This is a genomic window from Georgenia sp. SUBG003 (assembly GCF_000715355.2).
Taxonomy (GTDB): domain Bacteria; phylum Actinomycetota; class Actinomycetes; order Actinomycetales; family Actinomycetaceae; genus Georgenia.
In genome coordinates this window covers 1,396,930-1,414,063 of the sequence record NZ_CP180204.1, presented here as the reverse complement: position 1 = coordinate 1,414,063, position 17,134 = coordinate 1,396,930, and the positions used below count along the sequence as shown (strand labels likewise).

Genomic DNA, 17,134 nt, shown 5'->3' with positions numbered 1-17,134 from the left:
CAGGAACTCGTGACGTCTCACCGAGAAGTTGACATATCACCACCTCACACGGGCGAGAACTTGACGCCTCACCGAGAAGTTGACATCTCAACCGCACACGGGCGAGAACTTGACGCCTCACCGAGAAGTTGACATCTCAACCCCACACGGGCGAGAACTTGACGCCTCACCGAGAAGTTGACACCTCACGCCCTCCTCTCTTGGGTGGCGGCATGACGGTTCGGTCGTGGACGGAAGGGACGCTCGGTCGGCTGGAGCTGGACCGGCCGCGGGCGCTCAACGCCCTGGACCTGGACATGATCCGGGGCCTGCGCGACGTGCTCGAGCGGTGGCGGGACGACGACGGCGTCGCCGAGGTGCTCGTCACCGGCGCGGGCGGGCGGGCGTTCTGCTCGGGCGGGGACGTCCGCGCCGCGCGCGAGGCCGTCCTCGCCGGCCACGCCGAGCTCGCCGAGACCTTCTTCGCGGAGGAGTACGCCCTCAACGGGGCGATCGCGCACTACCCCAAGCCGTACGTCGCCGTGATCGACGGCGTGGCGATGGGCGGCGGCCTGGGGGTCAGCGTCCACGGCAGCGCCCGGGTCGTCTCCGAGCGCGCGGTTCTCGCCATGCCGGAGACCGCGCTCGGCTTCACGCCCGACGTCGGCTCCACCTACTTCCTCTCCCACCTCGCCGGCGACCCCCACCGGCGCCGTCGGCCGCTACCTCGCGCTCACGGGGACGCACCTCGGCGCCGCCGACGCCCTCGCCCTGGGCCTGGCGACCCACTTCGTCCCGGCACGCTCCGTCGCCGCCCTCCTGGACGATGCCGGAACCGACGGGACCGAGGCCACCCTCGCCCGGCACGCGGCGGACCCCGGCGGAGGCCGGCGAGCCGGCGCTCGCACCGCACCGTGAGGCGATCGAGTCCGCGTTCTGCGCCGCCACCGTGCCCGAGATCCTCGTCCGGCTGGACGCCGCGGGCGACGAGTGGGCGACGGGCACCGCGGCGACGCTGCGCACGATGAGCCCGACCTCGCTCGTCGTCGCGCTGGAGCTGCTCAGGGCCGGCGCCACCTCCACGCTGGCCGCCTGCCTGGCGAACGAGCTCCGCGCCGCCGCCTGGCTCACCGCCCGGCCGGACTTCGCCGAGGGCGTGCGCGCCGTGCTGGTGGACAAGGACCGGAACGCGACCTGGTCACCGGCCGACGTCGACGGGGTGGACCCGGACCGGGTCCGCGATCTTCTCGTCACGGCGAACGTCGCGGGGCGCACGACGGCGGGATGAGTGGCGGGATGAGTCCCCTCCCCGGCGATGAGTGCCCTCCCCGCGGGACGATCTCGCCCGTTGCGGGATGATGGGCTGAGACCGACCCGAAGGAGCACCACATGCCCATGAACGTCGAGAGCTTCAACCTCGACCACCGCACCGTCGCCGCGCCGTACGTGCGCGTCGCCGACACCAAGCGCCTGCCCGCCGGTGACGTGCTGACCAAGTACGACGTGCGCTTCTGCCAGCCCAACGTCGACCACCTCGAGATGCCGGTGGTGCACTCCCTCGAGCACACCTTCGCCGAGCACGTGCGCAACCACTCCGACGACGTCGTGGACTTCTCCCCCATGGGCTGCCAGACCGGCTTCTACCTGCTGCTGGCCGGGGAGCACCCCTACGAGGAGGTCCTCGACCTCGTCGCGACCACCCTCCAGGACGTCGTCGACGCCACCGAGGTTCCCGCCGCGAACGAGACGCAGTGCGGCTGGGCCGCCAGCCACACCCTGACCGGCGCCCAGGACGCCGCCCGCGCGATGCTCGCCCGGCGCGAGGACTGGGCCCAGGTCACGGCATGACGGAGGTCCACAACCCCACCGGTGACCCTGGCGCCGAGGCGACCCCGCCGGGCCACGGCCCGCGCGTGGACGCGGTCGTCGTCGGGGCGATGGACGAGGAGATCCGCCCGTACTCCCGCCGCGCGACGCACGCCGGCCCGGTGGTCCAGCGCGGCAACGCCCGCGGGCAGGTGGTCACCATCGGCGACGCGACGCTGCTGATCGTGCGCAGCGGGATCGGGCTCGTCAACGCGGCCTCCGCCGCCGTCGCGGCCCTGTCGCAGGCGCGCCCGCGCGCGATCGTCTCCACGGGCTCGGCCGGGGGCCTCGCCCGCGGCGTGGAGGTGGGGGACGTCGTCGTCGGCGACTCCTACACCTACGCGGGGGCGGACGCGACGGCGTTCGACTACGTCCGCGGGCAGGTGCCCGGCATGCCCGTCGCCTACGACGCCGACCAGCGCCTGCTAGCCGCCGCCTCGGGGGCCCGGCTGCCCGTCGGCACGCTGCGCGTGGGGCAGATGGTCTCGGACGACTCCTTCGTCACCGACGTCAACGTCGCCGAGGTGCGCGAACACTTCCCGGACGCGCTGAGCACGGACATGGAGACCACCGCCCTCGCCCAGGTCGCGCACTCGTACGCGCTGCCGTACCTCTCGGTGCGCGGGATCTCCGACCTGTGCGGGCCCGAGGCGGACCAGGACTTCCACCTTGGCGTAGACGAGGCGGCCGAGCGGGCCGCCGTCGTCGTCCTGGCGGCGCTCGGGGCGTAGCGGGATGGGCGCGCGGGTCCGGCTGCTCGTCGCGCCCGAGCTGCGCGCCTTCGTCCCGCCACGCACCCGGCGAGGCCCGCCGGTGCCGGGACGACACCGGACGACGAGTGCGCGGAGGGAGATGCGGCGCTCGCGGGCTGCGCCGTCGTCGCCGAGGCGGGCGCGGTCAGCAGCGCTCCGACCGCGCCGAGGGCGACCGCCAGGGCCGCGACCGGGCGCCGTGCCGCCCGTCGCAGCGTCATGCGCGCCGGCCAGCACGTCCCGCGCCGTGGAGACGACGCGTCGTTCGTTGGGGTAGGCGAGCCGGGTGGCGACCTCGGTGAGCTCGACCCAGGCGACGTCCTCCGCCTCGTGGTCGGGGTCGTTCTCGATGGTCAGCTCCCCGCCGGTCGCCTCGAGGAGAAAGTGGTGGACCACCTTGTGCACCCGCCGGTCCGAGCCCGCGAACCAGTAGTCGATGGTGGCGAGGTGGCGCAGGATCCGTCCGGTGATGCCGGTCTCCTCCGCGATCTCCCGCACGGCGGCCTCCTCGGGGGTCTCCTCGCCCTCGAGGTGCCCCTTCGGCAGGCACCACTCGAGCCGCCCGGCGCGGTTGCGGCGGGCGATGACGGCGGTGAACGCCCGTCCCTCCACCACGTCCACGACCAGGCCACCGGCCGAGGTCTCGTCGACCACGGGGAGCGTCGAGGTGCGAGCGTTCACCAGCCGGTTCCGGGGCGGCCGCGGCGCCTGTGGGCGCGGCACGGGGAAAGCGGCAGGCATGTGGACACTGTAATGACCCCCGCCCTGGGGCGTTGTGGGCGCCACGGCTCGGCGTGGCACCCTTGATCGGTGCCCAGCCCGACCACCTCACGCCACGACCGCCGGCTCGACCTGCAGCGTCGCGCGCTCTCCGCCCTCGCGGCCCTGCCCGCCTCCGTCCGCGAGCTCGGGCAGGCGTTCGCCGGCGCCGGGCACGAGCTGGCGCTGGTGGGCGGGCCGGTCCGCGACGCGTTCCTCGGCGAGGTCTCGCACGACCTCGACTTCGCCACCTCCGCCCGCCCGGACGAGACCGAGCGTCTCCTCGCCGCCTGGGGCGACGCCTGCTGGGACATCGGCAAGGAGTTCGGCACCATCGGCGCCCGCAAGGGAGACACCGTCGTCGAGGTGACGACCTACCGCACCGAGGCGTACGAGGTCGGCTCCCGCAAGCCCGAGGTGCAGTACGGCGACACCCTCGAGGGCGACCTCTCCCGCCGGGACTTCACGGTCAACGCGATGGCCGTGCGGGTGCCGGACATGGTCTTCGTCGACCCGCACGACGGCCTCGGCGACCTCGCCGAGCACCTCCTGCGCACGCCGGTGAGCGCCACCCAGTCCTTCGACGACGACCCGCTGCGCATCATGCGGGCGGCGCGGTTCACCGCACAGCTCGGCTTCGACGTCGACCCCGACGTCATGTCCGCCATGTCCGCCATGGCGGAGCGGCTAGGGATCGTCTCGGCGGAGCGGATCCGCGCGGAGCTCGAGCGGCTCCTCGTCTCCCGTCACCCCCGCCGGGGCCTGGAGATCATGGTCTACACCGGGGTGGCGGACGTGGTGCTGCCCGAGCTGGCCGAGCTGCAGCAGACCGTCGACGAGCACAAGCGCCACAAGGACGTCTACGAGCACACCCTCACCGTCCTCGACCAGGCGATCGCCCTGGAGACCGGACCCGGCGGGCCGGTTCCCGGCCCGGACCTCGTGCTGCGCCTGGCGGCCGTGATGCACGACGTCGGAAAGCCGGCCACCCGCCGGTTCGAGCCGGGCGGCGGCGTGAGCTTCCACCACCACGAGCTGGTCGGGGCCAAGCTCACGTCGAAGCGCCTGAAGGCGCTGCGGTTCGACAAGCAGACGGTCAAGGACGTCAGCCGGCTGGTGGAGCTGCACCTGCGCTTCCACGGCTACGGCGACGGCGCGTGGACCGACTCGGCGGTGCGCCGCTACGTCACGGACGCCGGTCCGCTGCTCGAGCGGCTGCACCGGCTCACCCGGGCGGACAGCACCACCCGCAACCAGCGCAAGGCGATGCGGCTGTCCGCCGCCTACGACGACCTCGAGGAGCGCATCGCGCACCTGCGCGAGCAGGAGGAGCTCAAGGCCGTCCGCCCCGACCTCGACGGCAGGCAGATCATGGAGATCCTCGACGTCCCGGCCGGACCGGTCGTCGGGCAGGCGTACAAGTTCCTCCTCGACCTCCGGATGGAGCGCGGCCCGGTCGGCGAGGAGGAGGCCCGCGAGGCGCTGCTCGCGTGGTGGGCCGCTCGCGCGTGAGGCTCTGGTCGCTGCACCCGCAGTACCTGGACCGTCAGGGGCTGACCGCCTGCTGGCGCGAGGCGCTGCTGGCGCAGGCCGTGCTGGCGGGGCGGACCAGGGGCTACCGCCACCACCCGCAGCTGCTCCGGTTCCGCGCGTGCGGTCAGCCGCTGGGGGCCGTGGGCGCCTACCTGTGGGGCGTGGCGGAGGAGGCCTCCGCCCGGGGCTACCGGTACGACCGCGGCCGCATCCTCACGCCGCCGCGAGACGCACCGTCCCCGACCGCGGCCGAGTCCCCGTCGGCCGTCGCGCCGATGCCCGTGACCGAGGGGCAGCTGGACTACGAGTGGACCCACCTGATGACCAAGCTCAGCGTCCGCAGCCCGGACCGGGCCCGCGAGCTCGCGGGCGTCGCCGTCCCGCTGCCCCACCCGCTCTTCGTCGTGGAGCCGGGCCCGGTCGCCGCCTGGGAGATCGTCTCGCCCTGAGCCCCACGAACGTGGCTCGCGAGTCTCGCGCGGACGCCGGTCGGCGTGGCTGGCCGTCTCTCCCTGACGCCTGGCGGCGTGGCTGAAGGGCTCCCCGGGACCGATGTCCCAGGTCGGCGGACCAACGGTGGCCGATAGTCGGGGTGGACATACCGCCACATCGAGGAGGATCCACCATGGCGCACCAGGCGGCCGTCGTCACCGTCGTCACCGGGCACGTGTGCCCGCTCTACGCGGACGTCCTCCGCATCCTCGACCAGGTCGGCGAGCGGCACCCGCTGAAGGTGCGTGAGGTGCTGGTCGGCTCGCCCGAGGCCGACGCGCTGATCGACGAGCACGCCCCGGCGATGCTGCCGCTGGTGCTGGTCGACGGCACCTACCTCAGCGAGGGGCCGCTGCCGCGCGCCGAGCTCGAGGCTCGGCTGGCCGCCTCGGAGGCCGCTGCGCTCGTCTGAGCACCGTCGGTCGCCGTCGTCGCCGCCGTGGGAGCGGGCGACGAACGGCGTGCCGGCAGCAGTGTTCCGGCGCACGTCCGGACCCGCGGGATCATCCGCGCTCACCGGCGAGCACGGGTACGGGGGTGTCGTCCACCCGCCGGGTGCCCACCCGGTAGGCCAGCCCCACCGCCACGTACAGGGCCGTCAGGACGAGAAAGACCCCGCGCGACCAGCCGGTGTCCGGCAGCGCGACGGCCGCCAGCGCCGCGGCACCGACGAACGCGGCGTTGTAGAGCGTGTCGTACAACGAGAAGGCGCGGCCGCGGTAGGTGTCGTCGGTGTCGCGCTGGACGATCGTGTCGACGGCGATCTTGGCCCCCTGCACCCCCAGCCCCATGAGGACCGCGGCGACGGCGATCACCCACAGCTCCGGCGTCGTCGCCAGGATCGCCTGGCTCAGCCCGGCGACCCCCCAGGCACGCCACGATCCACGTCGAGGGCCGCATGCGCTCGTGCGCGACCGGCGTCAGCAGGATCCCGAGGCCGTTCCCCGCGAACGAGATCGCGGTGAGGGTGCCGAACATCTTCAGCCCGGCCTCGGCGTCGACCGGGTCCGAGAGGAGGTTGCGGGAGATGAGGAGCAGCGCGATGAAGTTGGTGCCGTAGAGGAACCGGTGCACCGCCATGACCCCGAGGGCCATGCCGGGGGTGCGGCGGGCGACGAGGTAGCGGGCGCCGTCGGCCATCTCCCTCGCGGTGGCCCGGAGGTCGTCCCAGAGCTGGTCGGCCGGAGCGGGGTCGGCGGGGCCGAGCTGGTCAGGGCCGAGCCGCAGGGCGAGCGCCGAGGCGGCCGCGAGGAGCAGCGCCGCGATGGTCAGGGCGATGCCGTTCTTGACGGGTCCCTCCGGCGCGAGGACGCCGAGCAGGAGCCCGGTCCCCGCGCCGACGACGGCGGAGACCGCGCCCAGGGTGGGAGTGATCGTGTTGGCCATCAGGAGGTGCTCGCGGGGCACCACGCGCGGCAGGCCGGCCGAGAGCGCGGCCAGCAGGAACCGGTTGATGCCGAGTGTGACGAGGGCGAGCACGTAGACCGGCAGCCCAACCCCAACGGTGGCCATGATGGCGGCCAGCACGAGCGCGAGCACCACGCGGACTGCGTTGCCGAACAGGAGCACCTGCCTGCGCCGCCACCTGTCCAGCAGCGGGCCGGCGAAGGGGCCGACCACCGTGAACGGGAGGAGGAGCACCGCGAAGGCCGCCGCCACCGAGCCGGCGGTGGCCATGTTCTGCGGGTTGAAGAAGAACAGCGTCGCCAGGCCGATCTGGAACGCGCCGTCACCGCACTGGGAGACCAGGCGGACGGCGAAGAGCTTGCGGAAGCCGTCGTTGACGGCGACTGTGCGCAGGTCGGAGAGGACGCTCATCGGACGCGGGTGGAGGGGGTCGGCACCGTCGCAGGTTATCCGCCGACCGCCGCACCCGCGGAACGCGCGCGGGCCCCCGGCGGACCCGGCCGTCGCCGACGGGCCCCGAACGGTTGCCGCCGGCATCGGCGGAGCGTGCCGTGTCCCGCAGCCCCCGCCGAACGTGCCGTGCTCGCCCGCTCCGACGGCCGGAGGTCCTATGGCGCAGCCGTTCCGGGAGCGCGACCATCACAAGGTGGATAGATCAGGCTCACGTGAACGGTCCACACCCGCCACCGACGTCGCGCGCCGGACCACCCTCGGGCGTGACGTGCCTCGCGAGTCCGGCACGCAGGCCCACGATCCGTCCGTGCGGGACGTGGAGGACGTGGCCCGGGAGCTCGACGCCGACCTCTCGGTCGGTCTGGCGTCCGCCGAGGCCGCCCGCCGCCTGGCCGCGGACGGGCCGAACACGCTGCGCTCGCGGCCGCCCGAGCCGCTGTGGCGCAAGATCCTCGCCCAGTTCCAGGATCCGCTCATCTATCTGCTCCTCGTCGCCGTCGCCATCTCGGCGGTCGCGTGGGCGGCCGAGGGGGCGAGCGGCTTCCCCGTGGACGCCGTCGTCATCGCGGCCGTCATCCTGCTCAACGCCGTGCTCGGGCTCGTGCAGGAGAGCAAGGCCGAGAACGCCGTCGCCGCGCTGCAGTCCATGACCGCGGCCACGTCCACGGTGCTGCGCGACGGGAGACTCGTCACGGTGCCCTCGGCCGAGCTGGTCCGGGGCGACGTCCTCGTCCTCGGTGAGGGTGACGCCGTCGGCGCCGACGCCCGCCTGGTCCACGCAGCTGCCCTGAAGGTCCAGGAGGCGTCGCTCACCGGCGAGAGCGAGGCAGTGACCAAGAACCCCGCCACCCTCGCGGCGCACGCGCCGCTCGGCGACCGGCTCGACATGGTCTTCAAGGGCACCGCCGTGGCACAGGGCGTCGGGCGCGCGCTGGTCACCGCCACCGGCATGGACACCGAGATGGGGGCCATCGCCGAGATGCTGGACGCCACGGAGGAGGACCCCAGTCCCCTGCAGCGCGAGATCACCGGTGTGAGCAGGCTCCTCGGTGTCACCGTGATCGTCATCGCCGTCGTCGTCATGGTCGTCACCGCGCTCGTCAACGAGGTGACGACCCTGACCGACTTCGTCACGGTGCTGCTGCTCGGGGTCTCCCTCGCCGTCGCCGCGGTCCCGGAGGGCCTGCCGGCCATCCTGTCCGTGGTGCTGGCCATCGGGGTGCAGCGGATGGCGCGGCGTAGCGCCGTCGTCAAGAAGCTCCACTCGGTGGAGACGCTCGGCTCGGCGTCGGTCATCGCCTCGGACAAGACGGGCACGCTTACCAAGAACGAGATGACCATCGAGCGGGTCGTCACCGCGTCGGGCGAGGTGCGCCTCACCGGCGTCGGCTACCGGCCCGACGGCGAGGCCCTGGCCGCCGGCGCGCCGCTCGAGGACCCGGAGCTGACCCGCGAGGTCGGCATGGTCCTCGGCGGCGGCTCCCTCGCCAACGACGCCCAGCTCACCGAGCGCGACGGCGAGTGGGAGATCCAGGGCGACCCCACCGAGGCCGCCTTCCTCGTGGCCGCGCACAAGCTCCGGGGCACCGTGGACCGGGTACGGACCTTCGAGCGCCGCGGCGAGGTGCCGTTCACCTCCGAGCGCAAGATGATGTCCGCGCTCGTCGATCCCGAGGGCGACGGCGCATGGGCGCTGGTGACCAAGGGCGCGCCCGACGTGCTGCTCCGCCGCTGCACGCGGCAGCAGGTGGGCTCCGACGTCGTCCCGCTCGACGACGGACGCCGCGCCGAGGCCCTCGCCGCCGTCGAGACGCTCTCCGAGCAGGCCTACCGCACCCTCGGGGTGGCGTACCGCCGGGTCGAGGAAGGGACGTCGGCCCAGCAGCTCGAGGACAGCGAGCACGACCTCGTCTACGTCGGCGTGGTCGGCATCATCGACCCGCCGCGACCCGAGGTGGCCGAGGCCGTCGAGCAGGCCCACCGTGCCGGGGTCCGGATCATGATGATCACCGGCGACCACCCGACGACGGCGGCCCGCATCGCGGAGGATCTCGGCATCGTCGGCGCGGACGACGCCCGGGCCGTCACGGGGGTCGACCTCGACAGCCTGGACGCGGCGGCGCTGCGGGAGGTCACGCGCAACGTCTCCGTCTACGCGCGGGTCGCGCCGCAGAACAAGCTGCAGATCGTCGACGCGCTGCAGGCGGACGGGCACGTGGTGGCCATGACCGGCGACGGCGTGAACGACGCCCCGGCGCTGAAGTCCGCCGACATCGGGGTGGCCATGGGAATTACCGGGACGGAGGTGACGAAGGAGGCCGCCAAGATGATCCTGGGCGACGACAACTTCGCCACGATCGTCGCAGCGGTGCGCCAGGGCCGGACCATCTTCGACAACATCAAGAAGTTCCTGCGTTACCTGCTCTCCTCCAACATGGGAGAGGTCTTCACCGTCTTCCTCGGCGTGGTGCTCGCCGGCGTCATCGGCCTGGCCGGCGCCTCCGACGACGCGGTGGTCGTGCCGCTGCTCGCGACCCAGATCCTGTGGATCAACCTCGTCACCGACTCCGGCCCGGCGCTCGCGATGGGGGTGGACCCCGAGATCGACGACGTCATGGGGCGGCGGCCCCGGAGCCTGAGCGAGAGGATCATCGACCGGCACATGTGGACGGGGATCCTGTCCATCGGGCTGGTCATGGCCCTGGCGACCCTCGCGACCATCGACATCTTCCTCCCGGGCGGGCTCGTCGAGGGCCGCGACTCTCTCGAGGTGGCCCGCACCGCCGGGTTCACCACCCTCGTGGTGGCCCAGCTGTTCAACGCGTTCAACTCCCGCTCGGAGACGACCAGCGCGTTCCACCGGCTGTTCGTCAACGGGTGGTTGTGGGGCGCGGTGGTGCTGGCGTTCGTGCTGCAGATCGCGATCGTGGAGGTGCCGTTCCTCCAGGCCGCGTTCGGAACCGCGTCGATGGACCTGGCGCACTGGGCCGTCGCGGTGGCGATGGCGTCGTCGGTGCTGTGGTTCGACGAGCTGCGCAAGCTGGTGTGGCGGGCGAGGCACCGGGGTGAGGTGGTCTGAGGTGCGGCGACGCCCGCCGCCGCCGTGCTGCGAGGCCGCGCTCGGGTCGGGGGTCGCCGTTGGGGCCCGCTCCCGGTAATGGCGGACGAGGGCACGCTTCTTCTGAAGGCGACAACGGTGAGTCTTCGATGGCTCTACGGCAGCAAAGTCTCACCGTTGTGCCGGTGCCCGCACCTCTCCCGCGAGGGATGGCCCGCTGCGGCGGCGCACAGGCCCGCCGCGGCGGAGGGGTGGACGCACTTCCCGCGCCTGACCGGGGCCGCCTGGCCTCGCATCCGGGACCCGGCTCGGGTGGCTGTGATGGTTTCCACACCTTTATCCACAGCGGGGGACAGTCGGCAACGACCGTCGCCGTCAGCGGCCAACCTTCTGCCATGCCCGAACGAGCGCACCTGATCGCCCGCTTCGCAGGCGCGCGCGACGACGTCATCTCGCGCAGACAGCTGGCCGGCCTCGGCGTACCACCCGGCTTCCTCGACGACCAGGTGCGCCGCCGGATCTGGCAGCGTCCCTACCCCGGTGTCGCCGTCGTCCACTCCGGGCCGATGAACTGGCCCACCCGGGCCAGAGCTGCTCTGGTCTACTGCGGCGAGGGGGCGGCGCTCAGTCACTCGGCGGCGGCGTTCCAGTGGGGACTCACCAAGACCATGCCGCGCACGGTGGAAGTCAGCGTGCCGTGGCGGCGGCGCGTCGTCGCACAACGCGGTCTGCTCGTCCACCTGCGTCGGGCCATGCCGGACAACTACGGCGTCCTGCCCACGGTGCACCCGCCCGAGACCGTGATCGACCTGTGGGACCACCTCTCCGATCCCGACGCGGCAATCGCGTTGCTGTGCGACGCCGTGCGGGCTCGGATCAGCCTCGAGGCGATCGCCCGCGCGGCCGCGGGCCGTCGACGTCTCTCGCGGCGCAAGTTCCTCGACGAGCTGCTCACCCATGTCCGGGACGGCGTGGAGTCACCGCTGGAACGCCGCTACCGCGTGGACGTGGAGCGTCGCCACGGGCTCCCGCGCAGCGTCCTGCAACTTCGCGACCTCGTAGGAGGACGATGGATACGGGCGGACGTCGGGTACCCGAGGTACCGGCTCCGCGTCGAGCTCGACGGTGCACTCGCACATCCCGGCGGCCGGACGGCGGCCGACACCTGGCGGGACAACGCCGTGCTCATCGAGCGCGAGGAGCGCACGCTCAGGTACCGGTGGCCGCACGTGGCACTGACCCCGTGCCGGACGGCCGCGCAGGTGGCCGCGGCGTTGGCGCTCGGGGGCTGGAGAGGGGCGGCCCGTCCGTGCGGTGCGGGCTGCCGGCTGGAGCGATAGGGACGTGCGCCGTCGGGTGGTCACGACCGGGGTGGACACCGGTGAAACCCACAACGGTGAGGATTCGGTGCCGCAGAGACGTCGGATCCTCACCGTTGTGGGATGCACCGGACCGGGCGACGTCGGGCAGACCACGGACCCCGCCACCGAACGGATGGCGGGGGTCCTGGGCGGGGGTCCGAGAGCCGCGGAGCTGGCACAGCTGCGTCGGTGAGGGGCGTCAGCGCTCCATGTCGCCGCGGATGAACGCCTCGACGCTCTCGCGCGCGAGGTCGTCGGGACGCTGCTCGGGCGGGGACTTCATGAAGTAGCTCGCCGGGGAGAGCAGCGGGCCGCCGATGCCGCGGTCGAGGGCGATCTTGGCGGCGCGGACCGCGTCGATGATGATGCCGGCGGAGTTCGGGGAGTCCCAGACCTCGAGCTTGTACTCGAGGTTCAGCGGCACCTCTCCGAACGCCCGGCCCTCGAGGCGCACGTAGGCCCACTTGCGGTCGTCGAGCCACTGCACGTAGTCCGACGGCCCGATGTGCACGTTGCGCTCGCCGAGCTCGTGGTGCAGGTTCGAGGTCACGGCCTGCGTCTTGGAGATCTTCTTCGACTCCAGCCGGTCGCGCTCGAGCATGTTCTTGAAGTCCATGTTGCCGCCGACATTGAGCTGGTACGTCCGGTCCAGCACCACGCCGCGGTCCTCGAAGAGCTTGGCCAGCACGCGGTGCGTGATGGTGGCGCCCACCTGGGACTTGATGTCGTCACCGATGATCGGCACGCCCGCCTCGGTGAACTTGTCCGCCCACTCCTTGGTGCCGGCGATGAACACGGGCAGGGCGTTGACGAAGGCCACGCCCGCGTCGATCGCGCACTGCGCGTAGAACTTGGCGGCGTCCTCGGAGCCGACCGGCAGGTAGCAGACCAGCACGTCGACCCGTGCCTCGCGCAGCGCGGCGACGACGTCCACCGGCTCCGCCGCCGACTCCTCGATGGTCTCGCGGTAGTACCGCCCCAGACCGTCGAGGGTGTGCCCGCGCTGGACCGGCACGCCGAGGGGCGGCACGTCGCAGATCTTGATGGTGTTGTTCTCCGAGGCGTTGATCGCCTCGGCCAGGTCCGTGCCGACCTTCTTGCCGTCCACGTCGAACGCGGCCACGAACTCGAGGTCGCGCACGTGGTAGTCGCCGAACTTCACGTGCATCAGTCCGGGGACCGTGCTCTCGGGGTCCGCGTCGGCGTAGAAGTGCACGCCCTGGACGAGCGAGGACGCGCAGTTCCCGACGCCGACGATCGCGACGCGGATAGCACTCATGCTTGCTCCTTGGTTGAGGGTGGGACATCGGGAGTGGCGGTCGCGCCGTCGGCGCTTCCGCTTCTTGTTCTCTCGTGGACGACGGCGGAGGTGCCGCCGGCCCCGTTCCGAACGCTGGAGAGCCCGCCTCCGTCGACGACGGCGGAGGGCGCGGTCCCGGCGTCGCCGCGGCGTTCGGGGCTCAGCGACCGGTAGTCGAACGCGCCGCGGGTGCCGCGCTCGGTGTCGATGACGCGTTCGAGCCACTGCACCTCGCGCTCGACCTGCTCGAGGCCGTGGCGAGCGAGCTCCGCCGTGTACGCGTCCATGCGGCGCGAGGTGCGGCCGAGGGACTGACGAAGCCGCTCCTGCCGCTCGACCATGCGCGCACGCCGGCCCTCCAGGATGCGCAGTCGCGTCGTGGCGTCGGTGCTGCCGAAGAGCGTGAAGCGGACGTCGAAGGAGTCGTCGTCCCAGGCGGTGGGCTCCGCCGTCGCCAGAGACTCCTCCAGGTGCTCGCGCCCGGCGTCGGTGAGCTTGTAGACGATGCGCCCCCGCCTGCCGCCCAGAGGTGCGGTGGCGGGCTCGACCGCGGTGATGAGGCCGCGCTCGGTGAGCGTGCGGAGCGCCGGGTAGAGGGAGCCGTAGGACAGGGTGCGGAACGCGCCCAGCGCGGCGTTGAGGTGCTTGCGCAGCTCGTAGCCGTGCATGGGTGCCTCGCGGAGCCGGCCGAGGATGGCCAGTTCCAGCACCCGTGTCCGCGCGCTCACCGTGCTCCGTCCGTCCAGGGTTCGCCGTCCGTCGGCCACGCCCACCACCCGACGGCGATGTCGGCAGCCGACTCTCTGCAGCCGCAGTCGTTGCGACCGTCCTAACGACGCAATATATCGCATCGATATATCCAGGTCGACCACCACCGCCGGGATGCCCCCTCCCGGATGTCGCGCCTGCTCCGGTGTGCGGCAAGTCGTCCGCCGTGGGATTCCGCGCGTGCTGGGGCGGTGCGGCGAGATACCGCGCCCGCTCGGGCGGCGCGGCGAGATGGCAGGTCGTCCGCTGTGGGATGGCGCGCCTGCTCGGGTGTGCCGTGGGCCGTCCGCCGTGGTGCGGCGCGCCCGCGAAACGCTTTCCCCCCGACGTGCGGCGGAGCCGAAACGCTTGTGACGCGGCTCCCAGTGTGGCGGCCGATACAGACGGTCCGCCGTCGGCTGCCCCATACTGGGGGACTGATCTGCCCCGGGGTGGTCGGGCCGTGCCTACGTGCGCCCAGCTTGCCGGGGTGCACGGGACCGCACTCCTGGCAGGACGGACGTGCGGCACGGTGAAAGGCTGAACCGCGTGGCACGCACACCATCGAACAGCTCGGGCCGACGGACGTCGGCGCCGCGGCGCGCGTCGGCGTCCGGCCGGCGCCCTGCGGCGCGGACGCAGCGGAAGCGATTCCTCAACTATCCCCGTGCGGGCAAGGGGCCCGTCCAGCGCTGGCTCCCCAGCTGGCGCGTGGTGCTCGGCGCCTTCCTGACCCTCGTCGCGATCGGGGCCGGCATCTTCGCGTTCGCCTACGCGACCACCGAGGTCCCCGAGCCGGACGACTTCGCGCTCGCCCAGTCGACCACCGTCTACTACGCCGACGGCGAGACCCCCATGGGGCAGTTCTCCGAGGTGGACCGCCAGATCGTCCCCCTGGACACGCTTCCGGAGCACGTCCCGGCCGCCGTGATCGCCTCCGAGGACAGCGGGTTCTACGAGAACAACGGCGTCGACCCCAAGGGGCTCGTCCGCGCCCTGTGGAACAACGTGCGCGGCCTGCCCACGCAGGGTGGCTCCACGCTGACCCAGCAGTACGTCGAGCGCTACTACGTGGGCACCACGACCAGCTACCTGGGCAAGTTCAAGGAGACCATCCTCGCGCTGAAGATCGACCAGTCGCAGACGAAGGCCGAGATCCTCGAGAACTACCTCAACACGATCTACTTCGGCCGGGGCGCGTACGGCATCGAGAAGGCCGCCCAGGCCTACTTCGACAAGCCCGCCGCCGACCTGTCGGTCTCCGAGGCCGCCCTCATCGCCGGCATCATCCCCTCGCCGTCCAACTGGGACCCGGCCGTCGACCCCGAGCGCGCGGAGCAGCGGTGGAACCGCGTCCTGGACCTGATGGTCGAGGACGGCTGGATCACCGCCGAGGACCGCGCCGCCGCCCAGTACCCCCAGGCGGTGGAGGCCAACCGGGACAACATCTACGCGGGCCCCAACGGCTACCTGCTCAAGATGGTGCGTGACGAGCTCGTCGCGAAGGCGGGTATCAGCGAGGAGGAGATCGACACCCGGGGCCTCGACATCGTCACCACGATCAACCAGCGCAACCAGGAGGCGGCCGTCCAGGCGGTGGACAACCTCCCCGACGACCGGCCGCAGAACAACCGCGTCGCGCTCGTGTCGATCGACCCGGCCACGGGCGGGATCGTCGCGCTGTACGGCGGGCCGGACTACGTCTCCCAGTCGCAGAACGACGCCACCCAGTCCGTCGCCCAGGGCGGATCGACGTTCAAGCCGTTCACGCTCATCGCGGCGCTGGAGAACGGCGTCACCCTGGACGACAGGTACCAGAGCTATGACGACATGGAGATCGAGGGCTACGACTTCCCGGTCTCCAACTTCGACAGCATCAACCGCGGCCGGATCGACGTCGTCGACGCGACGGCGAACTCCGTCAACACGGTGTACGCGCAGATGAACGTCGAGACCGGGCCGGAGAAGACCGTGGACGTCGCCACCCGGGCGGGCATTCCTGAGGACACCGCCGGCCTCGTCGCGACGCCGTCGAACGTGCTCGGCCCCGCCTCGCCCCACCCGATCGACCTGGCGACGGCGTACGCCACCTTCGCCGCCCAGGGCGAGCGGCACGAGACCCACATCGTCGCCGAGGTGAAGGACCCCGACGGCAACACCGTCTTCACCGGCAACACCGAGGGCGAGCGGGTGTTCGACCAGCAGGTGATCGCCGACGCGACGTACGCGATGACCCAGGTGGTCGAGCGCGGCACCGGCGAGACGGCCAGCGCCATCGGCCGCCCGGCCGCCGGGAAGACCGGCTCGTCCAACGCCTATCGTTCGGCGTGGTTCTCCGGCTTCGTCCCGCAGCTGTCCACCACCGTCGCGATGTTCCAGACCGGTGAGGACGGCACGGAGGAGGTGCTCTCCGGCTTCGGCGGCATCAACACCGTGGCGGGCGGCACGTTCCCCACGCAGGTCTGGACCGACTACATGACGGTGGCCACCGAGGGCATGGAGGTCAAGGACTTCCCGGAGCGCTCCGCCCCCGAGCGGCCCACCTACGTCCCGGCGCCCGAGCCCGCGCCCGCACCGGAGCCCGAGCCGGAGCCGACGACGCCGGAGCCCACCCCGACGCGGGGACGACGACGCCCGGCACCTTCCTCGCGGAAGGCCCGGGCCGTCGTCGTCAGACCTGGCTCAGGTCACCGAGCGGTCAGGAGGCGTCCTCGGTGGTGAGGTTGCGCGTCTTGGTGGCGTCCAGCGGGATGCCGGGACCCATCGTGGTGGTGACGGTGGCCTTGGTGATGTAGCGGCCCTTGGAGCTGGCCGGCTTGAGCCGGAGGATCTCCTCCTGCGCCGCGGCGTAGTTCTCCACGAGCCTGACGTCGTCGAAGCTGGTCTTGCCGATGATGAAGTGGAGGTTCGAGTGCTTGTCCACCCGGAACTCGATCCGGCCGCCCTTGATGTCGTTCACGGCCTTGGCCACGTCCATCGTCACGGTGCCGGTCTTCGGGTTCGGCATGAGACCACGCGGGCCGAGCACGCGGCCCAGGCGGCCGACCTTGCCCATCAGGTCGGGCGTCGCCACGGCGGCGTCGAAGTCGGTGTAGCCGGCCGCGACCTTCTCGATCAGCTCGTCGCCACCGACCTCGTCGGCCCCGGCCTCGATGGCCTGGGTCGCACGGTCACCGACGGCGAAGACCAGGACCCGAGCGGTCTTGCCGGTGCCGTGCGGCAGGTTGACGGTGCCGCGCACCATCTGGTCTGCCTTGCGGGGGTCGACGCCGAGGCGGAAGACGACCTCGACGGTGGAGTCGAACTTGGTGGTCGCGGTCTCCTTGGCCAGCCGGACGGCCTGGAGGGGCGCGTAGATCTCGCCGTCGTGAATACGCTCGGCGGCCTTGCGGTAGTTCTTGCTGCGCGTTGCCATCTGCTTCTCTCT

14 protein-coding genes and 3 pseudogenes are annotated in these 17,134 nt (G+C 72.2%); 11 read left to right on the top strand and 6 right to left on the bottom strand.

The genetic code is table 11. The features are described 5' to 3' along the window. Window positions 1-212 precede the first annotated feature (212 nt). From DA06_RS06935 to mtnN, 5 genes and pseudogenes are all read left to right on the top strand, one after another. Window positions 213-665, top strand: a pseudogene (locus DA06_RS06935) (enoyl-CoA hydratase/isomerase family protein); the annotation flags it as partial. An 85-nt stretch (window positions 666-750) separates the two neighbouring features. After that, a complete protein-coding gene (locus tag DA06_RS06930; RefSeq protein ID WP_418607893.1) occupies window positions 751-897 on the top strand; it encodes a hypothetical protein in 147 nt (48 codons plus the stop codon). A 4-nt stretch (window positions 898-901) separates the two neighbouring features. Further along, window positions 902-1,267: an enoyl-CoA hydratase/isomerase family protein gene (locus DA06_RS06925; protein ID WP_418607891.1), complete on the top strand. Its 366-nt coding sequence runs from the start codon at window positions 902-904 to the stop codon at window positions 1,265-1,267. Between the two features lie 107 nt (window positions 1,268-1,374). Continuing rightward, a complete protein-coding gene (locus tag DA06_RS06920; protein ID WP_418607890.1) occupies window positions 1,375-1,827 on the top strand; it encodes an S-ribosylhomocysteine lyase in 453 nt (150 codons plus the stop codon). Next, window positions 1,824-2,576 (top strand): 5'-methylthioadenosine/S-adenosylhomocysteine nucleosidase, encoded by a 753-nt coding sequence (gene mtnN, locus DA06_RS06915; RefSeq protein ID WP_418607240.1) that lies wholly within the window; start codon window positions 1,824-1,826, stop codon window positions 2,574-2,576. The genes DA06_RS06920 and mtnN overlap by 4 nt, the downstream gene beginning before the upstream one ends. A 246-nt stretch (window positions 2,577-2,822) precedes the next feature. Here mtnN and DA06_RS06910 read toward each other — a convergent pair. Beyond that, window positions 2,823-3,338, bottom strand: a pseudogene (locus DA06_RS06910) (NUDIX hydrolase); the annotation flags it as partial. 69 nt (window positions 3,339-3,407) lie between these two features. On the opposite strand from DA06_RS06910, the gene DA06_RS06905 reads away from it, so the two are divergent. The 3 genes from DA06_RS06905 to DA06_RS06895 all read left to right on the top strand — a co-directional run bounded on the left by DA06_RS06905 (window position 3,408) and on the right by DA06_RS06895 (window position 5,793). Beyond that, the gene (locus DA06_RS06905) at window positions 3,408-4,868 is read left to right on the top strand and encodes a CCA tRNA nucleotidyltransferase (RefSeq protein WP_043498554.1); all 1,461 of its coding nucleotides are present in this window, start codon (window positions 3,408-3,410) and stop codon (window positions 4,866-4,868) included. Next, window positions 4,865-5,338, top strand: coding sequence for a pyrimidine dimer DNA glycosylase/endonuclease V (locus tag DA06_RS06900; protein WP_043498564.1), 474 nt, complete (start codon window positions 4,865-4,867; stop codon window positions 5,336-5,338). The genes DA06_RS06905 and DA06_RS06900 overlap by 4 nt, the downstream gene beginning before the upstream one ends. A 176-nt stretch (window positions 5,339-5,514) precedes the next feature. Further along, entirely contained in the window at window positions 5,515-5,793 is a 279-nt protein-coding gene (locus DA06_RS06895) for a hypothetical protein (protein WP_043498552.1), read from the top strand. 91 nt (window positions 5,794-5,884) lie between these two features. Here DA06_RS06895 and DA06_RS06890 read toward each other — a convergent pair whose 3' ends face one another. Both DA06_RS06890 and DA06_RS06885 read right to left on the bottom strand, forming a co-directional pair. After that, entirely contained in the window at window positions 5,885-6,220 is a 336-nt protein-coding gene (locus DA06_RS06890; RefSeq protein ID WP_418607888.1) for an MFS transporter, read from the bottom strand. An 88-nt stretch (window positions 6,221-6,308) separates the two neighbouring features. Beyond that, window positions 6,309-7,058 (bottom strand): annotated as a pseudogene (locus DA06_RS06885) (MFS transporter); the annotation flags it as partial. A 340-nt stretch (window positions 7,059-7,398) separates the two neighbouring features. On the opposite strand from DA06_RS06885, the gene DA06_RS06880 reads away from it, so the two are divergent. Both DA06_RS06880 and DA06_RS06875 read left to right on the top strand, forming a co-directional pair. Beyond that, on the top strand, window positions 7,399-10,320 hold the full coding sequence (locus tag DA06_RS06880) for a cation-translocating P-type ATPase (protein ID WP_418607238.1): 2,922 nt from the start codon (window positions 7,399-7,401) through the stop codon (window positions 10,318-10,320). 374 nt (window positions 10,321-10,694) lie between these two features. Continuing rightward, a complete protein-coding gene (locus tag DA06_RS06875; RefSeq protein WP_052436462.1) occupies window positions 10,695-11,639 on the top strand; it encodes a hypothetical protein in 945 nt (314 codons plus the stop codon). Window positions 11,640-11,859: 220 nt separating this feature from the next. On the opposite strand, the gene DA06_RS06870 is transcribed toward DA06_RS06875, so the two are convergent. Both DA06_RS06870 and DA06_RS06865 read right to left on the bottom strand, forming a co-directional pair. Further along, a complete protein-coding gene (locus tag DA06_RS06870) occupies window positions 11,860-12,939 on the bottom strand; it encodes an inositol-3-phosphate synthase (RefSeq protein WP_043498547.1) in 1,080 nt (359 codons plus the stop codon). After that, entirely contained in the window at window positions 12,936-13,688 is a 753-nt protein-coding gene (locus DA06_RS06865) for a helix-turn-helix transcriptional regulator (protein ID WP_418607236.1), read from the bottom strand. Before DA06_RS06865 ends, DA06_RS06870 begins: the two co-directional genes overlap by 4 nt. 568 nt (window positions 13,689-14,256) lie before the next feature. On the opposite strand from DA06_RS06865, the gene DA06_RS06860 reads away from it, so the two are divergent. Next, a complete protein-coding gene (locus tag DA06_RS06860) occupies window positions 14,257-16,428 on the top strand; it encodes a transglycosylase domain-containing protein (protein ID WP_418607234.1) in 2,172 nt (723 codons plus the stop codon). Here DA06_RS06860 and rplA read toward each other — a convergent pair. Continuing rightward, complete coding sequence (gene rplA / locus DA06_RS06855; protein ID WP_043498540.1) at window positions 16,406-17,122, bottom strand: 50S ribosomal protein L1; 717 nt, start codon at window positions 17,120-17,122, stop codon at window positions 16,406-16,408. The genes DA06_RS06860 and rplA overlap by 23 nt on opposite strands. Window positions 17,123-17,134: the final 12 nt, after the last annotated feature.

Coding starts and splice junctions, on each gene's coding strand:
- DA06_RS06920 (WP_418607890.1), top strand. CDS start 1,375: ATGAACGTCGAGAGCTTCAACCTCGACCACCGCACCGTCGCCGCGCCG.
- mtnN (WP_418607240.1), top strand. CDS start 1,824: ATGACGGAGGTCCACAACCCCACCGGTGACCCTGGCGCCGAGGCGACC.
- DA06_RS06895 (WP_043498552.1), top strand. CDS start 5,515: ATGGCGCACCAGGCGGCCGTCGTCACCGTCGTCACCGGGCACGTGTGC.
- DA06_RS06880 (WP_418607238.1), top strand. CDS start 7,399: ATGGCGCAGCCGTTCCGGGAGCGCGACCATCACAAGGTGGATAGATCA.
- DA06_RS06875 (WP_052436462.1), top strand. CDS start 10,695: ATGCCCGAACGAGCGCACCTGATCGCCCGCTTCGCAGGCGCGCGCGAC.
- DA06_RS06870 (WP_043498547.1), bottom strand. CDS start 12,939: ATGAGTGCTATCCGCGTCGCGATCGTCGGCGTCGGGAACTGCGCGTCC.
- rplA (WP_043498540.1), bottom strand. CDS start 17,122: ATGGCAACGCGCAGCAAGAACTACCGCAAGGCCGCCGAGCGTATTCAC.